Origin of the sequence: Brevibacterium sp. K11IcPPYGO002, assembly GCF_050920635.1 — a bacterium.
In the GTDB taxonomy this organism is placed as follows: domain Bacteria; phylum Actinomycetota; class Actinomycetes; order Actinomycetales; family Brevibacteriaceae; genus Brevibacterium.
The window spans coordinates 2,016,651-2,033,353 of record NZ_CP131929.1; the positions used below are offsets into that span (position 1 = coordinate 2,016,651).

General features: G+C 65.4%; 15 protein-coding genes. 7 read left to right on the top strand and 8 right to left on the bottom strand.

The features are described 5' to 3' along the window. Nucleotides 1–27: 27 nt before the first annotated feature. Nucleotides 28–816: an alpha/beta hydrolase gene (locus QYM46_RS09195; RefSeq protein ID WP_432791666.1), complete on the bottom strand. Its 789-nt coding sequence runs from the start codon at nt 814–816 to the stop codon at nt 28–30. Nucleotides 817–921: 105 nt separating this feature from the next. On the opposite strand from QYM46_RS09195, the gene QYM46_RS09200 reads away from it, so the two are divergent. Both QYM46_RS09200 and QYM46_RS09205 read left to right on the top strand, forming a co-directional pair. Then, the gene (locus tag QYM46_RS09200) at nt 922–1,764 is read left to right on the top strand and encodes a lysophospholipid acyltransferase family protein (protein WP_432791667.1); all 843 of its coding nucleotides are present in this window, start codon (nt 922–924) and stop codon (nt 1,762–1,764) included. Nucleotides 1,765–2,005: 241 nt separating this feature from the next. Next, nucleotides 2,006–2,587: a MerR family transcriptional regulator gene (locus tag QYM46_RS09205; RefSeq protein WP_025778331.1), complete on the top strand. Its 582-nt coding sequence runs from the start codon at nt 2,006–2,008 to the stop codon at nt 2,585–2,587. Between the two features lie 197 nt (nt 2,588–2,784). Here the strand turns inward: QYM46_RS09205 and QYM46_RS09210 are convergent, their stop codons facing one another. Then, a complete protein-coding gene (locus QYM46_RS09210; protein WP_432791668.1) occupies nt 2,785–3,630 on the bottom strand; it encodes a ParA family protein in 846 nt (281 codons plus the stop codon). 175 nt (nt 3,631–3,805) lie between these two features. Here QYM46_RS09210 and QYM46_RS09215 point away from each other — a divergent pair, with 175 nt between their 5' ends. From QYM46_RS09215 to QYM46_RS09225, 3 genes are read left to right on the top strand one after another with little or no spacing between them, the layout of a single operon-like run. Then, nucleotides 3,806–7,207, top strand: coding sequence for a pyruvate carboxylase (locus QYM46_RS09215; protein ID WP_432791670.1), 3,402 nt, complete (start codon nt 3,806–3,808; stop codon nt 7,205–7,207). Continuing rightward, nucleotides 7,200–7,706 carry a peptide deformylase gene (locus tag QYM46_RS09220; protein WP_432791672.1) on the top strand — a complete coding sequence of 169 codons (507 nt, stop codon included), beginning with the start codon at nt 7,200–7,202 and terminating at the stop codon, nt 7,704–7,706. Before QYM46_RS09215 ends, QYM46_RS09220 begins: the two co-directional genes overlap by 8 nt. A gap of 51 nt (nt 7,707–7,757) precedes the next feature. Further along, on the top strand, nt 7,758–8,612 hold the full coding sequence (locus QYM46_RS09225) for a 3-hydroxybutyryl-CoA dehydrogenase (RefSeq protein WP_432791673.1): 855 nt from the start codon (nt 7,758–7,760) through the stop codon (nt 8,610–8,612). 85 nt (nt 8,613–8,697) lie between these two features. Here the strand turns inward: QYM46_RS09225 and QYM46_RS09230 are convergent, their stop codons facing one another. Continuing rightward, nucleotides 8,698–9,957 carry an aminotransferase class I/II-fold pyridoxal phosphate-dependent enzyme gene (locus QYM46_RS09230; RefSeq protein WP_432791674.1) on the bottom strand — a complete coding sequence of 420 codons (1,260 nt, stop codon included), beginning with the start codon at nt 9,955–9,957 and terminating at the stop codon, nt 8,698–8,700. Nucleotides 9,958–10,086: 129 nt separating this feature from the next. On the opposite strand from QYM46_RS09230, the gene QYM46_RS09235 reads away from it, so the two are divergent. Then, nucleotides 10,087–10,821, top strand: coding sequence for a class I SAM-dependent methyltransferase (locus QYM46_RS09235; protein WP_432791675.1), 735 nt, complete (start codon nt 10,087–10,089; stop codon nt 10,819–10,821). Nucleotides 10,822–10,873: 52 nt separating this feature from the next. Here QYM46_RS09235 and QYM46_RS09240 read toward each other — a convergent pair whose 3' ends face one another. Further along, nucleotides 10,874–11,344, bottom strand: a complete 471-nt coding sequence (locus tag QYM46_RS09240) for an Hsp20/alpha crystallin family protein (RefSeq protein ID WP_166824833.1) — start codon at nt 11,342–11,344, stop codon at nt 10,874–10,876. 82 nt (nt 11,345–11,426) lie between these two features. Between QYM46_RS09240 and QYM46_RS09245 the strand changes: the two genes are divergently transcribed. After that, the gene (locus QYM46_RS09245; protein ID WP_432791676.1) at nt 11,427–12,359 is read left to right on the top strand and encodes an AEC family transporter; all 933 of its coding nucleotides are present in this window, start codon (nt 11,427–11,429) and stop codon (nt 12,357–12,359) included. Nucleotides 12,360–12,508: 149 nt separating this feature from the next. On the opposite strand, the gene QYM46_RS09250 is transcribed toward QYM46_RS09245, so the two are convergent. The 4 genes from QYM46_RS09250 to QYM46_RS09265 all read right to left on the bottom strand — a co-directional run bounded on the left by QYM46_RS09250 (nt 12,509) and on the right by QYM46_RS09265 (nt 16,697). Further along, complete coding sequence (locus tag QYM46_RS09250) at nt 12,509–13,024, bottom strand: ferritin (RefSeq protein WP_025778340.1); 516 nt, start codon at nt 13,022–13,024, stop codon at nt 12,509–12,511. Nucleotides 13,025–13,193: 169 nt separating this feature from the next. Next, nucleotides 13,194–14,627 carry an amidase gene (locus QYM46_RS09255; RefSeq protein ID WP_432791677.1) on the bottom strand — a complete coding sequence of 478 codons (1,434 nt, stop codon included), beginning with the start codon at nt 14,625–14,627 and terminating at the stop codon, nt 13,194–13,196. Further along, complete coding sequence (locus tag QYM46_RS09260) at nt 14,624–15,865, bottom strand: amidohydrolase (protein ID WP_432791678.1); 1,242 nt, start codon at nt 15,863–15,865, stop codon at nt 14,624–14,626. Before QYM46_RS09260 ends, QYM46_RS09255 begins: the two co-directional genes overlap by 4 nt. Before the next feature lie 94 nt (nt 15,866–15,959). After that, entirely contained in the window at nt 15,960–16,697 is a 738-nt protein-coding gene (locus QYM46_RS09265) for a hypothetical protein (protein ID WP_432791679.1), read from the bottom strand. Nucleotides 16,698–16,703 lie beyond the last annotated feature (6 nt).

The window sequence follows — 16,703 nt, forward strand, 5'->3', positions numbered from 1 at the left end:
TCTGCATCAGCAATTCCGTGGGCTCGGCTATTCCCCGGTCTCCGACTGGAACGGCACGGCCGCCTCGGTGCGAGCTGCCTTCAGGACCGCCTCGGCGATGGTGTGCGCATCGAAATCGAGGGTGGCGACATGACGGGAGTGACGCAGAGCGATGATGCTCGGCGGCTGCGGGAGGTCCGATCGCAGCACACGCAGCGTGCGCGGACCGACGACATTGTCCTCACCGGAGATCATTGCGGTCACGGGGCGGTCGACCTTCCACAGATCGTCGCGCAGAGCCTTCAGCGCACGATGGAACGTCGCCAGGGGAGCCACAGGGGTCCGCTCGTAAGCGCACTCGTCGCGGTCCGGGTGGGCGATATCGCCGCCGATCGACGGAATCGTCCGCACGACATGCCGGAGGACCGGCAGCAGGGGAGCGAAGGGGGAGTCGACGAAGAGGGCGGGATTGACGACGATGATCTCATCGGGAGCCCCCTCCGCGGCGCCCAGAGCCAACGCCAGGGACCCGCCCATCGACAGTCCGGCGACGATGACCCTGTCGTGGTCGGCCTGCAGGCGACCCAGCTCGGTGCGCGCCGCGCCGAACCAGTCGGACCACCCGGTGGCGTCCATGTCCCGCCACGAGGTGCCGTGACCGGGCAGCAGGGGAACGCTGACGTCGATGCCCCGCCCCTCGACCGCACGGGCGATCGGCACCCAGGAGACAGGAGAGCCGGTGAGTCCGTGCAGGAACAGGACCGCAGCGGACGAACCGGCAGCACGGCTGCGGTAGGCGGCCGTCGGATCCGCTCTGAGTGTGAAATCGATCTCCATGTCTCCAGCATGGCACGGATGTGTGGCAGCGGACTTCGCTGTTCACCGTTCGTATCGATATATGATTGCCGAGGACGACAAAGAGTCGTAGTCGGAAGGGTGCGCGTGTTCTACTGGTTTCTCAAGCGAATTCTCGCCGGACCCATCCTGCGTATCCTCTTCCGTCCGTGGGTACGTGGCCTGGACAATCTTCCTGCCGAGGGCCCAGCGATCATCGCGGGAAACCACAACCACTTCATGGATTCGATCTTCGTCCCTCTGCTCGCTCCGCGCCCCGTCGTCTACCTGGCGAAGAAGGACTACTTCACCGGTCGCGGAATCAAAGGCGCGGTGACCCGCTGGTTCTTCAAACTCAACAACCAGCTGCCCATGGACCGCGGCGGAGGATCCGGATCGCAGGCCTCTCTCGAATCCGGGCTGAAGGTCCTTGGCGAAGGCAATTCCCTGGGCATCTACCCCGAAGGCACCCGCTCGCCCGACGGAAAGCTCTACCGCGGACGCACCGGCATCGCACGTCTCGTCCTCGAGTCCGGCGCTCCCGTGGTTCCGGTCGCGATCATCGGCACGGACAAGCTGCAGCCGGCCGGTCGCCTCGTGCCCAAACTCCGGCGTGTCGGCGTCGTCTTCGGCACACCGATGGACTTCTCGAAGTATTCGGGGCTGCCGGTCGACCGTTTCATGCTGCGGTCGGTCACCGACGAGATCATGTACGAGATCATGCGCCTGTCGGGTCAGGAATACGTCGACACCTATGCGTCGACGGTCAAGACCAAGCTGCTGACGAGTGCGAAGCCGAAGAAGCCGGAAACCGATAAGGACGCGGCCAAAGCCAAGGGCGCGCCCAAGGACGGCGACGCGGCGACAGGCAGGGGAGAGGCGAAGACGCTGGGCTCCTCAGGCCGGGACGAGCCGGAAACCGGCGGCGACGGGCCGCCGACGTCGTCCTGATTCCTCGCCTCGGACCGCCCTCAGGCGCCTGAATGACATCCATGTGACATGTTCGAATACTGCGGTAACTGCGACACGCGGAAATTGTTACCTCGGGGTGTTTGTCCTGGCCGGGACGGCAGAATAACTTGGAGTTGTTGAATCCCACTGTAGGTTCGCTGGGAAGAGGGCTAGAATGACTATGTTCTCGGTCCTTCCAAGCGACCTTCGCTTCCCCCAGGGACTTAAAGGAGGAGTCGGTGTGAACCGCTCAAGTCATGAAAGCGTCGACATGACGCCGATGCCGTCAGCAGCCCAGGGCCTGCTGTTCGATGATGATCTGCCCGTACTCGATGAAGAGGCCGGCTACCGCGGTCCCACCGTCTGCAAGGTCGTCGGCATCAGCTATCGTCGTCTCGACTACTGGGCACGCACCGATCTGGTGACCCCGTCGATCCGCAATGCGACCGGATCCGGCAGCCAGCGGCTCTACAGCTTCCGTGACATCCTCGTCCTCAAGATCGTCAAGCGACTCCTCGACACCGGCGTCGGGCTGCAGTCGATCCGCACGGCCGTTGAGCACCTGCGCTCCCGCGGCGTCGAGGATCTCTCCCAGATCACTCTCATGTCCGACGGCGCGAGCGTCTTCGAATGCACTTCACCCGATGAGGTCGTCGACCTCCTCCAAGGCGGTCAGGGCGTCTTCGGGATCGCCGTGGGGCGCGTCTGGAACGAAGTCGAGGGAACGCTGTCCGAATTCCCGAGCGAACGCATTCCCGAAGACGATGCGGCGCTCGAAGCCATGGACGAACTCGCAGCACGACGCGCACGCAAGTCCGGCTGACAGCCGACAGAGATTCTGCACCTTCACCGAGGCGGCCCGCTCAGACCGAGCGGGCCGCCTCGGTTCTCGTCCGGGTCGTTCTGATCGCGGTCGTTCTGATCGCGCTCTGAGAGTCTCCATCACATGCAGAACTGCCGCCGCGAACCTGTGTTCGGGGCGGCAGTCGACGATCTGCTGGGGAACAGCGGCTTAAGCGTTCACTTCTTCTCGGTCTGCTGACCGCCGTTCTTGGCCGGTGCCGCGCCACGTCGGCCCCGGATGTTCTCCGAGCGCAGCGCGCGCTCAAGAAGAGCGTCGAACGAGGCGGAGACCTCATCAGCCGGTTTGCCGGGCCAGGAGTGGATCGGTCGCGCCGATCCCTGAGCCTGCTGCATGACCGCGCGTTCGGCCAGAGGCGGATTGAGCACGAGCGGACCGAACATCTCGCGCATCTCCTGGATGCGGTAGTCGTGTTCGGTCGAACCGGCCCGCACCCGGTTGACGACGAGTCCGAGAGGCTGCAGGTCGGAGGCACCGCGCTGCCGCAGCTCATCCGTTGCGCGCAGGGCCCGATCGGCGGCCGCGACTGAGAACAGGCTCGGCTCTGTCACGACCGCGACGCGATTGCTCGCCGTCCAAGCCGTGCGGGTGAGGCCGTTGAGGCTGGGCGGACAGTCAATGAGGACGAGCCGGTAGCCCTTGGCGATCCGCGACAGAGCGTCTTCGAGTCGGCGCAGATAGCGCTCGGACAGCGAAGGCCGATCGAATTCCGCAGCGCGCGGAGAACCGGAGATCACGTCGAGGTGGCCGAGCCGGTCTCCGACCCATCCGGAGGGGATGATCGCCTCGGACAGGATCTTCTGGGACTTCGGGGCAGCGAGCACATCGGCGATGTCGACACGCGTCGAGGTCGGCACATCGAGGCCGGTCGACGAGTCCGCCTGCGGGTCCATGTCGACGACCAGAGTGGGAATTCCTCTGTTGTAGGCCGCCGAGGCCAGACCGAGCGTCACGGATGTCTTACCGACTCCGCCTTTGAGGCTGCTGATACTGAGGACAAGCACCCTCCTACGTTAACGTATCGGCGGCTGCCGAGCCGTGCCGACCACGCCGAGACTCACGTCTCAGTCCAAAGTCGACCCCCGGGCGCAGGGGTGTTCCAGGTCACTTGTAGAGTATGTTTCCGACAGCTTGTCGACCAGTCGCCCAGTGCGGCCGATACAGAAGTGAGAGACACCTATGTTCTCCAAAGTACTCGTGGCCAATCGCGGAGAGATCGCCGTCCGTGCTTTCCGTGCCGCTTATGAGCTCGGAGCCTCCACCGTCGCAGTCTTCCCTTATGAGGATCGCAACTCCGAACACCGTATGAAGGCCGACGAAGCCTACATGATCGGTGAGGAGGGCCACCCCGTCCGCGCGTACCTCAGTGTCGAAGAGATGCTGCGGGTGGCGAAGGAGAGCGGCGCCGACGCCATCTACCCCGGTTACGGATTCCTCTCCGAGAACCCCGATCTGGCACGTGCCTGCGCTGACGCGGGCATCACGTTCATCGGCCCCGAGGCCGATGTGCTCGAACTGGCAGGAAACAAGGTCCAGGCGCTGGCTGCCGCACGCAATGCGGGCATCCCGGTGCTCGACTCGACTCGTCCGTCGGCCGATATCGCGCAGCTGCTCGCCGATGCCGAATCGATGGAATACCCGCTCTTCGTCAAGGCTGTCGCAGGCGGCGGCGGCCGCGGAATGCGTCGCGTGGCTCAGGCGACCGAGCTCGAGGATGCGCTGAAGGCCGCCATGCGCGAGGCCGAGGGCGCCTTCGGCGACCCCACGGTCTTCATCGAGCAGGCGGTGCAGCGCCCCCGTCACATCGAGGTCCAGGTGCTGGCCGACAACGATTCGAACGCCATCCACCTCTTCGAACGCGACTGCTCCGTGCAGCGCCGCCACCAGAAGGTCATCGAGATCGCTCCGGCACCGAACCTCGATCCCGAGATCGCGGCCGCCCTGCACGCCGATGCCCTGAAGTTCGCGAAGGCGCTGGGCTACCAGAATGCCGGCACCGTGGAGTTCCTCCTCGAGACCGACGGCCCGCGCGCAGGCAAGCACGTGTTCATCGAGATGAACCCGCGCGTCCAGGTCGAACACACCGTGACCGAAGAGATCACCGATGTCGACATCGTCGCGTCTCAGATGCGCATCGCCGCCGGGGCCAGCCTCGAAGAGATCGGCCTGCGACAGGACGAGATGCGCATCAAGGGTGCCGCCCTCCAGTGCCGCATCACCACCGAGGACCCTGCCAACTCGTTCCGTCCCGACACCGGAACGATCACCGCCTACCGCTCGGCCGGCGGTGCAGGCGTGCGCCTCGACGGTGGAACCGTCCATGCCGGTGCCGCCGTCAGCCCCCATTTCGACTCGATGCTCGTCAAGCTCTCCTGCCGCGGTCGGGATTTTGCTCAGGCCGTCGGCCGGGCCAAGCGAGCACTGGCGGAGTTCCGCATCCGCGGGGTGTCATCGAACATCGGCTTCCTGCAGGCCGTCCTCGACGATCCCGCATTCGTCGCCGGCGACCTCTCCACGTCCTTCATCGAAGAGCGCCCGCAGCTCTTCGACACACGCGTGAGCGCCGACCGTGGGTCGAAGCTGCTCGACTACCTCGCCGACGTCACGGTCAATCGCCCCCATGGCGAACCGGGGCTGCGCATCCGTCCGGGCGACAAGCTCCCGAACATCGACCTCTCGCAGGCTCCCGCTCCCGGCAGCCGCGACCGCCTCGCCGAGCTCGGTCCGGAGGGCTTCGCGCGTGCCCTGCGGGAGCAGACCGCACTGGCCGTCACCGATACGACGTTCCGTGACGCTCACCAGTCGCTGCTCGCCACCCGAGTGCGCACCCGCGATCTGCTGGCCGTGGCCGGACACGTGTCCCGGATGACGCCAGAGCTGCTGAGCATCGAGGCCTGGGGCGGCGCCACCTACGATGTGGCTCTGCGCTTCCTCGGTGAGGATCCCTGGGAACGCCTCGAGGCTCTGCGCGCCGCGGTGCCCAACATCAATCTGCAGATGCTGCTGCGCGGCCGCAACACCGTCGGCTACACCCCGTACCCGACCGAGGTCACCGACGCCTTCGTCGACGAGGCCGCTCGCACGGGCATCGACATCTTCCGCATCTTCGATGCGCTCAACGACGTCGAGCAGATGCGCCCGGCGATCGAGGCCGTGCGCGGAACGAACACGGCGCTTGCCGAGGTGGCTCTGTGCTACACCTCGGACATCCTCGACCCGACCGAAGAGCTCTACACACTCGACTACTACCTGCGCCTGGCCGAGCAGATCGTCGAGGCCGGGGCCCATGTTCTCGCCATCAAGGACATGGCCGGTCTGCTGCGCCCTGCCGCCACGGCCAAGCTCGTGACGGCTCTGCGGGAGAACTTCGATCTGCCCGTCCACGTCCACACCCACGACACCGCCGGCGGCCAGTTGGCCACCCTCTATGCTGCGGCCGCTGCCGGAGCCGATGCCGTCGATGCCGCTTCGGCGGCCATGGCCGGAACGACCAGCCAGCCGAGTCTCTCCGCACTCGTCGCCGCGTTCGAGAACACCGACCGCGACACAGGCATCAGTCTCGACGCCGTCAGCGATCTCGAGCCCTACTGGGAATCTGTGCGCAAACTCTACGCACCCTTCGAATCCGGTCTCGCCGGACCGACCGGTCGCGTCTACCGCCACGAGATCCCCGGCGGTCAGCTGTCGAACCTGCGTCAGCAGGCCGTGGCGCTCGGCCTCGGGGAGCGGTTCGAAGACATCGAACACATGTACGCGGCCGCCGATTCGATCCTCGGCCACCTCGTCAAAGTCACCCCGTCGTCGAAGGTCGTCGGCGATCTGGCGCTTCATCTCGTCGGTGCCGGTGTCTCACCGGAGGAATTCGCTGAGAACCCGGACAAGTTCGATATCCCGGATTCGGTGATCGGCTTCCTCAACGGCGACCTCGGTGACCCTCCGGGCGGATGGCCCGAGCCGTTCCGCACGAAGGCTCTCGCCGGTCGCTCCGCCAAGCCGCTCGTCGAACACCTCGAACCCGCGGATGCGGAAGCTCTGCAGACACCGGGCCGGGAGCGGAAGGACAAGCTCAACGAGCTGCTGTTCCCCGGACCGACGAAGGAATTCCGGACGATGCGCTCGAACTACGGGGACCTGTCCGTCGTCGAGACCTCCGAATACCTCTACGGGCTCACCGGCGGCGAAGAACACGCCGTCGAACTGGCGAAGGGCAAGAACCTGCTCATCGGCGTCCAGGCCATCGGCGGAACCGACGAACGCGGAATGCGTTCGGTCATGTTCACCCTCAACGGACAGCTGCGTCCGCTGCAGGTGCGCGATCGGTCCGTCGAAAGCGAAGTCAAGACGGCAGAGAAGGCCGACCCGAACAACCGCGGTCATGTCGGCAGCCCGTTCGCCGGCGTCGTGACCATGCAGGTCCACGAGGGCGACACGGTCGCTGTCGGAGACACCGTTGCCACGATCGAGGCCATGAAGATGGAGGCGACGATCACCACGCAGACGGCCGGAACCGTCTCCCGAGTGGCCATCGCTGATGTCCAGCAGCTCGAAGGCGGAGACCTCGTCGTGGTGATCGATGCCTGAACGCGAGATCCGGCTGTGGGGCGACCCCGTGCTGCGCAGCAGATGCGAGACGGTGACGGTCTTCGACGATCACGTCGAAGCTCTGGCCGCCGACCTCGTCGACACCGCGAGGCCCGCGGGCCGTGCGGCCGTGGCCGCACCGCAGATCGGAGTCGGCCTGCGGGCTTTCGGCTACGACCTCGACGGTCGCACCGGCTATGTCATCAACCCGGAGATCGTCGAGCTCGGCGGGCAGCTGCGTGATATCGAAGAAGGCTGCCTCTCCGTGCCCGGACTGTTCTTCCCCACCCCGCGCTACGAGTTCGCTCGGGTGCGCGGGGTGGATGCGAAGAATCAGCCGATCGAGATCGAGGGCACTGAGGTCTTCGCACAGATGCTCCAGCACGAGGTGGGCCACCTCGACGGGCAGGTCTACATCCAGACTCTGCCCGGAGAGCGCCGGCGGGAGGCCATGAAGGCCATCCGCTCGGCCGACTGGTTCCTGGCGCGGATGTCCTGAGCACATCGACACGCACACCATCGACCACAATGACCTGAGAAGGAGAAGTTCTTGAGCATTCAGCGCACAGCCGTCATCGGCAGCGGACTCATGGGAGCCGGAATCGCCGAGGTGCTGGCGAAGTCCGGCCTCGACGTGATCGTCCGTGAGATCAACGAGGAGGCATCGGCCGCCGGCCGAGCCCGCATCGAGAAGTCCCTGGCCCGCGCCGTGGACAAGGGCAAGCTCGATGCCGCCGCCCGCGACGAGGCCCTTGGCCGACTGCGGTTCACCACCGACATCGGTGATCTCGCCGACCGTCAGCTCGTCATCGAAGCAGCCAGCGAGAACGAAGACATCAAGAAGTCGATCTTCGCCGAAACCGACCAGGTCGTCACCGACCCGGAGGCCATTCTCGCCTCGAACACCTCGTCGATGCCGATCATCCGCTTCGCTCAGGCGACCTCGCGTCCCGAACGCGTACTCGGCGTCCACTTCTTCAACCCGGCACCGGTGCAGCCGCTGGTGGAGATCGTCTCCTCGGTCCTCACCGCCGACGACGTCCGTGACACCGTGACCTCGTTCGTCGCCGAGGTGCTCGGGAAGAATCCGATCCAGGCTGATGACCGCCCCGGGTTCATCGTCAATGCCCTGCTCATCCCTTACCTGCTCAGCGCGGTGAGGATGCTCGAATCCGGGTTCGCGACGAAGGAGGACATCGACGCAGGCATGGTCGGCGGCTGCGCCCACCCGATGGGCCCGATCAAGCTCGCCGACCTCGTCGGTCTCGACACCTGCCTCTACGCTGCCCAGAGCATGTATGAGGAGACCGGCGATCCGGCCGCGAAACCGCCGATCCTGCTGTCGCGAATGGTCGATGCCGGACTGCTCGGTGTGAAGTCCGGACGCGGCTTCTACGACTACTGAACCGACGACCATGGACCAGACAGGTCCGCCCCGAACCATTCGGTTCGGGGCGGACCTGTTTCAGTCTGCAGGCAGCGTAGGTCTATCAGCCGGCCAGCAGCTTCTCATAGCTGGCCAGTCGCACGCATGCCACGAGACCCTGAGCCGCGAGTTCGACCTCATCGAGTGTCGGCATCGTCGGGGCGATGCGGATGGTGTTGTTGTGCGGGTCGAGTCCGTAGGGGTGAGTGGCTCCAGCCGGCGTCAGCTTCACACCCGCCTCCCCGGCGAGTTTGACCACTCGATCCGCGATGCCCTCCATCGTCGTCAGGGTGATGAAGTAGCCCCCGTCCGGCGAGGTCCACTGTGCCAGTTCATCTGCTCCGAGGCCGTCTTCCAGCGCCGCAAGGACGGCATCGAACTTGGGAGCGACGATCTCGGCATGCCTGCGCATATGCGCTTCGACCCCGGCGGGGTCGGAGAAGAACCGGACATGGCGCAGCTGGTTGATCTTGTCGGGGCCGATCGCGACCTTCCCGAGGTTGGCTCGCATCCAGTCGACCGTGGCCGGGCCGCCTGCGAAGAACGACACGCCGGCACCGGCATGCGTGATCTTCGAGGTCGAGGCGAAGATCCATGCTCGTTCGGGGTTGCCGGCCTCGGCGCACAGAGAGAGGATGTCGAGATTGTCCGGATGGTCCTCACGCAGATGATGCACCCCATAGGCGTTGTCCCACAGCAGAACGAAATCGTCGGCCGCGGTCGGCATGGCCGCGAGTTCCCGTGCCCGCGCCTCGGTGATGGTGATTCCGGTCGGATTGGAATACATCGGCACCAACCACATGCCTTTGACCGCCGGGTCCTCGGCCAGACGCTGCGCTTCGGAGATGACCGGTCCCTCGTCGTCCATCGGGATGGTCAGAAGCTCGAATCCGAGGGACTCGGCCAGGGTGAAATGACGGTCGTAGCCGGGCACGGGGCACAGCAGTTTGTGCGGGCCCCGACCCCACGGGCGGTCGTCGACTGCTGTGCCGTGCATGAGCGCGAAGCTCAGGGCCTGCGCCATGAACGTCAGCGATGCATTGCCTCCGGCCAGCAGCTGATTCGCCGGCACCTTGAGCAGCGGGGCGAAGATCTCACGCAGTTCGATGAGCCCGTCGAGCCCACCGTAGTTGCGAGTGTCGACACCGCCTGGGGTGAACACGTCGTCACCGCTGACCGCGGTGAGCAGATCGGCGGCGAGGTCGAGCTGCTCGGGGGCGGGCTTGCCGCGGGTGATGTCGAGGTCGAGGCCGCGTGAGGCGAATTCCTCATAGGCGGCGGAGGCCTCATCCAGTCGGGACTGGAGATCGGACGGTGCGGACATGCTGACTCCTCAGGGCTGGGAACGGGCCGTTGACTCCATCCTATCGACTCGCTGGCTGACAACGACGCTAGAGTGGTCCGCAGCGGTCGCCACGACGACCGACCGACGTTCGGCGAAAGGCAGGGGCAGATGGTGCGACCACGCGCGCAGGCCGCACACGGGCGCCGTTTCGGTGCCCAGGCCGGAGTCTATGACGAGGTGCGCCCCGGCTATCCTCAGACGGCTCTGGACCTGGCGCTGACCGGTTGGGACCGGAGCTGGTCCGATCTGCAGGTCTGCGACCTCGGTGCGGGCACCGGAATCCTCAGCCGTCAGCTGCTTGCCCTCGGCGTCGATCTCATCGCCGTCGATCCCGACACAGCCGCGCTCGAACGCAATCCTGCGCCCGCCGTGGTCGGCACGGCCGAGGACACGGGCCTGGAAGCCGAGAGCCTCGACCTCGTCACGGTCGCTCAGGCCTGGCATTGGTTCGACGAGGCGAGTGCCGCCGCAGAAGTGGCCCGCATCCTCCGACCGGGAGGCCGACTGCTCATCCTCATCAACCAGCTCGATGTCCGTGTCGACTGGGTGCTGCGCCTGAGCCGGATCATGCACGCAGGCGACGTGTACCGACCTCAGTACCGGCCTCAGCCCGGCCGCGGTCTGACGCTCACCGAGAACAGACTCGTCGAATTCGCCACGGAGGTCTCCGTCGATGGAATCGTCGACCTCGCTCGCACACGCTCCTATTGGCTGCGCTCGGACGAGAAGACCAGGGACAGAGTCGAATCGAATCTGCGCGAACATCTCCGTGTCGAACATCCGATCCCGGACAGGGTGGAGCTGCCGTACATGTGCCTGGCCTACCTGCTTCAGCGCCGCTGAACGCACGACGCGGGCCCCACCCGCGTTCGGGTGGGGCCCGCGTCCAGCGGATTCAGCTGCCGACGCCGGGGGAGCGGGGTTCGTCCGCCGCGGACGATTCGACCACCTCGGGGGCGGTCTGTCCGGAAGCGTGCGAAACGGAGATCTTCCGCGGACGGGCCTCCTCGGCGACGGGGATCGTCAGTGTGAGGACGCCGTCGCTGTAGTCGGCACGGATGCGATCCAGGGCCACCCTGTTGCCGAGCGTGAGCTGACGGGCGTAGGTGCCGTTGGTGCGTTCCCTGGTCAGCCACTTCACGTCTTTGTCGGCGACCTCGGATTCGCGGCGGGCGCGAACCGTGAGCGTGCGGTCTTCGACGTCGACATCGATGCTGCTCGGATCGACTCCGGGCATGTCGATGCGAGCGATGAAGACTTCGCCGTCACGGTAGAGGTCCATCGGCAGAGTGGTGGCGTTCGGGGTGCGGGTGACCTCGGAGAAGAATCGGTCGAGGTCGCGGATGGGGTCGAAACGTGTAGCCATGTGCTTCCTTTCGTTCGGGTCCTACATTGAGTCAAACACACTCAACTTTGAAATGATTCCGAACTCATGAAATTCTCAGTCTGTGAGCCTGGTTCCCATACTCCTCGCCCTCCTTCCCGTCACGGTGCTCATCGCCTTCGGCTTGGTGCTGAAGAGACTGCCGGGTTTTCGGAGCCCCGAGTTCTGGTCAGGTGCGGAGAAGCTCGCGTACTACTGTCTGCTTCCGGTGCTCCTCTTCACCTCCGTCGCCGAGGTGGATGTGGCCCATGTCCCGCTCGCGCGGTTGGCGGCGGCGCTCGTCATTCCCACAGTGGTCGTGTCCTTGGGCATCATTGTGACCCGTCGGGTCATCGCGCGTGATCTTCCCGCCTTCACCTCTGTTCTGCAGGGAGGCATCCGCTTCAACACCTATATCGGACTGTCCTTGGCGGGCAGCCTGTTCGGCTCCGAGGGCAGCGCCGTTGCCGCGATCGTCGCAGCGATCCTCGTCCCCACGGTCAACGTCGTCTCGAGTCTCGGCTTCGAGTTCCTCCGCACCGGGCCGAGCTCGCTGCTCGCGCTGCTGAGGGCGATCGTGACGAATCCTCTCGTGCTCGGCTGCGTCGCCGGAGCTGCGGCCAATGTCAGCGGTCTGGGCCTGCCCGACGTGGCGTCAACGGTCCTCGAGCCCTTGGCGTCGGCCTCGCTGCCCATCGGTCTGCTGTGCGTCGGTGCCGGTCTGCAGACATTCTCTCTGCGTTCTCATACTCGGGCCGTCATCGCCTCGACGGCGATCAAGCTGCTCGTACTGCCGAGCCTGTCGCTGGCGGCCCTGGCCCTCTTCGCCATCCCGACGGTGCCTGCACTGGTCGGGCTGCTCTTCCAGTCGATTGCGACGGCGAGTTCGGGCTACGTCATGGCGAGGCAGCTCGGGGGAGACGCGAAGCTCATGGCCGCACTCATCGCCGGACAGACCGTCATCATGCTCGTCACCCTGCCGGTGGTTCTCCTCCTCGGCCAGTCGGTGCTCGGCTGAGTACGGATTCTCCTGCCGTCGTCACAGGAGCCGACAGCACAGCGGCCGACCCCGCACTGGGATCGGCCGCTGAGTACTCGGTTCGAGTCCACCCTCGACTCACGCGACTCGAGATGAGCGCTGAGCCTCAAGTGGACAGTCTGCGGATATCACTCGCCGTCGGCGGTGATATCGGGGTGGCGCGAGCCGAGCTCGGAATCGATGCGCAGGACACCGGCACCGTCGGTGCCGACGCGTTCGAGGCGACCGATGATCTCCGAGATGCTCGACTCCTCCTCGACCTGCTCGTCGATGAACCAGTGGAGCAGCGGCAGCACGTCGAGGTCGGCTTCGTCCTGGGCGGTGCGGTAGAGATTGCGGATGGATTCCGAGACCTTCTCCTCGTGCGCCAGAGCGGCCTTGAAGAAGTCGATCGGCTGCGAGCCCGAGACCTTCGGAGCGGCGATATCACCGATCTGAGGGGCGAATCCGCGGTCGAGGCAGTGCTGAGTGAACTTCGCGGCGTGCACCTGCTCTTCTTCGGACTGGGCGCGCATCCAGCGCGTCATTCCGGGCAGATCCTGATCGTCGAGCTGAATGGAGAGCTGGAGGTAGACCAACGAGGCTTCGAGTTCGAGGGTGACCTGCTCGTTGAGGACCTTCTGCATAGCGGGGCTCAGGTGCATCTGTTACTCCTTTGCTGTTCGAGGCGGATCCATTCCGCCTGCTTAGAGAATATCCTGACACCTTTTCTAGAACCGTTCCAGTGTGGAAAGGCTCGGCAAACTCTGCCCAGGTTTGCCATACCTGCCCCGCCCCATCCCGAGCTGAGCCGATTCCGGCGCGACGTTCGGCTCAGAGCTCCGGCCGCCGGCGGTGGTGGCCGGTCGCCGATTCGAAGGCATGAGCGACTCGGAGCAGTTCGACGTCAGCGCCCGGTTTCGCCACGATCTGCACACCCACCGGCAGGCCGGAGGCCGAGAATCCTGCCGGCACCGAGATCGCGGGGCATCCCGTCGCCGAGATCAGGCACAGGGCCCGCATCCAATCGAGATAGTTCTCCAGCTGCACACCGTTGATCTGCGTCGGGTATTCGATGTCGGCGTCGAACGGCAGGACCTGGCAGGTGGTGAGCACGAGGACATCGTGTCCGGCGAAGTATCGGTCGATCTCACCGTGGAGGCGCGTGCGTGCGGTTTCGGCCGAAACCACCTCGGCGCCGGTGAGATCGAGGCCCATGCGGATATTCCACCTGACCGATTCCTTGATGCGCTCCGGATGCGCTTCATACAGCCCGCCCCAGGACCCGACGAAGTCGAGGGCACGGCGAACATTGAATACCTCATCGGCGTCCGTGAGATTCGGAATCTCCTCGTCCACCTGCGCTCCGAGACCGCTGAACACCAGAGCCGTGGAGGCGACGATGTCTTTCACCTCGGCCTCGACAGGAAGCAGTCCGTCCAGGTCGGGGCTGAATCCGACCCGGAGACCGGTGAGGTCGGGGGAGCGGTCGGCGTCCTGTGCGAACTCCGGGAGGTCGAAGACACTGCCCGATTCCGGGATCGATTCCGGCGCCGAGGGGTGCGGACCCGAGGCCACCGACATCAGCAGGGCGGCATCGGAGACCGTGCGTGCCATGAACCCGCTCTGCGCGAGCCACGCATAGGGGTTGCCCGGTTGGGTGTGCGGGATGCGGCCGTTGCTCGGTCGCAGCCCGACGACGTTGTTGAACGATGCGGGCGAACGCAGTGATCCGCCCATATCCGATCCGTCCCCGGAGGCTTGGATCCCAGCCGCGAGCACCGCACCCACACCGCCGGAGGACCCTGATGCCGATTTCGTTCGGTCGTAGGGGTTCACCGTCGTGCCGAACACCTCGTTGAAGGTGTGCGAACCGGCGGCGAACTCGGGGACATTGGTCTTGCCCGTCGTCGTGATGCCGGCGGCTTTGAGTCGGGCGATGATGAGCGCATCCGATTCGGGAACCCGATCGGCCATGAGCGGCGATCCCCAGGTCGTGCGCATTCCCGCAGTGTCGTGAGTGTCCTTGTGTGTCATCGGGACTCCGTGCAGGGGCCCGAAGCTCTCACCCCGAGCGGTCGCTGAGTCCGCCGCCTCCGCCTGGGCGAACGCGGCCTCGTCGTCACGGGTGACGACGGCATTGAGGACGGGGTTGACTGCATCGATGCGGTCGAGGTGGACCTGCAGCGCTTCACGGGCGGAGACCTCTTTGGCAGCGATCCGGGCAGCCAGTTCACGGGTCGACCACCACAGCATCTCCTCACTCATGCGCGGTCCTTTCCGACCTTGCTCAGCACCGCTGACAGCGCGGCTCGGATGCCCGTCTCGAGCGTGGTTTCGACATCGTCAGGAGCGAAGAACGGGGAGTGGTTGCCGGCCGGGGTCTGTCCGTCTTCGAATTTCGCAGGGGAGTAGCCGCCGAAGAACCAGTAGACGTACGGCACACCGATGTCATCTCCGAACGCTCCGACATCCTCGCTGCCGGTGGCAGGCTCGGTCAGGTGGACCTGCTCGGCACCGAGCTCGGCTCCGAGGTGAGTGAGGAACGACTCGGTCTCGTCGGGGTCGTTGAAGCAGCGCGGGAACCGATACATCTCCTCGATCTCCGGTTCCGGGGCACCGGAAGCCTGCGCCTCGGCGAGAATGATGCGGCGGACCCGGTCGAGGACGACTGCGCGGACCTCCTCGGTGAAGGTGCGGATATTGAGTTTGAACTCGGCGGAGTCCGGGATGATGTTCTCCTTGAGCCCGCCGTGGAACGTGCCGACGGTGACGACGGACATGTCGCGCCCGGAGATCTCACGGGACACGACCGACTGGAGCCGGGTGATCATATAGGCGCCGAGGACGATCGGGTCGATCGCGTTCTCCGGTTGGGATCCGTGCGCCTGTTTGCCCTTGACGGTCACGCGCAGGCAGTCGGACATCGCCATGGCGGTGCCGCTGCTGGCGTAGATGTGGCCGGCCGTTCCGGGCCACACATGCTGACCGAAGATGACTTCGGGGCGCACGATCTCATCCCAGAGTCCGTCGTCGAGCATGGCCCGGGCACCTTGACCGGTCTCTTCCCCCGGCTGGAAGAGCATGACGACGGTACCCGACCACAGGTCCTTGTGTGTGACGAGGTGCTTGGCGAGGTAGAGACCGACGGTGATGTGCGTGTCGTGGCCGCAGCCGTGCATGACCTTCGTGGTCTCCCCGTCGGGCAGAGTGCCCTCTGCGGCGGAGGCGTAGTCGAGTCCGGTGTCCTCGCTGATCGGCAGGCCGTCGATGTCGGCACGGTAGCCGATGACGGGCCCGTCGCCGTTGTCGATCACGGCGACGACGCCGGTTCCGCCGAAGGTGCGGGTGGTCAGTCCGAGGGCGTGGAGTCGGGAGGCGATCTCGGCGGCGGTGTTCGTCTCCTGCATCGACAGCTCGGGAGTGCGGTGGAAGTGTTTGTAGTCGGCAATCGTCTGGTCGAGATCGGCGCTGATCGACGCGCGGAGAGCGGGCTTGAGTGACATGAGGTCCTTTCAGCAGGGGTCTGGTGCCATCTTGGCAGGAATTCTCGGATGCGGGGGTCGGTCTCGGAGACTGAGCGACAGGCGCAGACTGTCGTCAGTTGATCCCGACGGTATCGGTGCCGTCGCTGCCCGGCCTCTTGTCCGTGACCGATTTGTTGCGGGTGAACCAGGTGATGAGGATGGTCAGGAACACGACGATCGCGACGTCGCCGGGCGCGAGCACGGGAACCAGTCGGACGAGGACGAGGATGACCAGAGCCGCCATACCGAGGGCGATGAGTGTCGACTTGAGCTGCTTGAGGGACGCGATGAGCTGGACGGTGACACCGCCGAGGATGGCCGGGAGGATGTAGAGCTTCGCGACGAGGGTGGCCGACTCGGGGATGAGAGTGACGAGCCACGTGCCGAGGATGCCGACGAAGATGACCATCGAGGTGACGTGGATGATCGCGGCCCCGCAGATGGCCATCGTCGCCGCATATTCGCCCTTGCGAGTGCCGGGCTTCGCCCCGATCGCGTCCTGAGCGACGATGGCTGAGGGCAGCAGCTTGTTCGAGACGTTGCCGATCATGAAGGCCTGGTACATTCCGGCGGGACCGAGGATCGGGAAGTAGGTGAGAGGTTCGACGATGTAGAAGACGCCGTAGACGGCGAACACGGCGAGGAACCCTTTGAGTATCTCACCGAAGTCGATGTTCGCGTCTGCCACGAAGAGCAGATAGAACGGCACCGAGGTGGCGATGAGGAATCCGACGAACAGCGTGATCGAGCCCCACCGGCTGGTGGTGCGCTCGAACGCCGCGTGCGAGGGCGATGTGATGATCGATGACATGTTCTC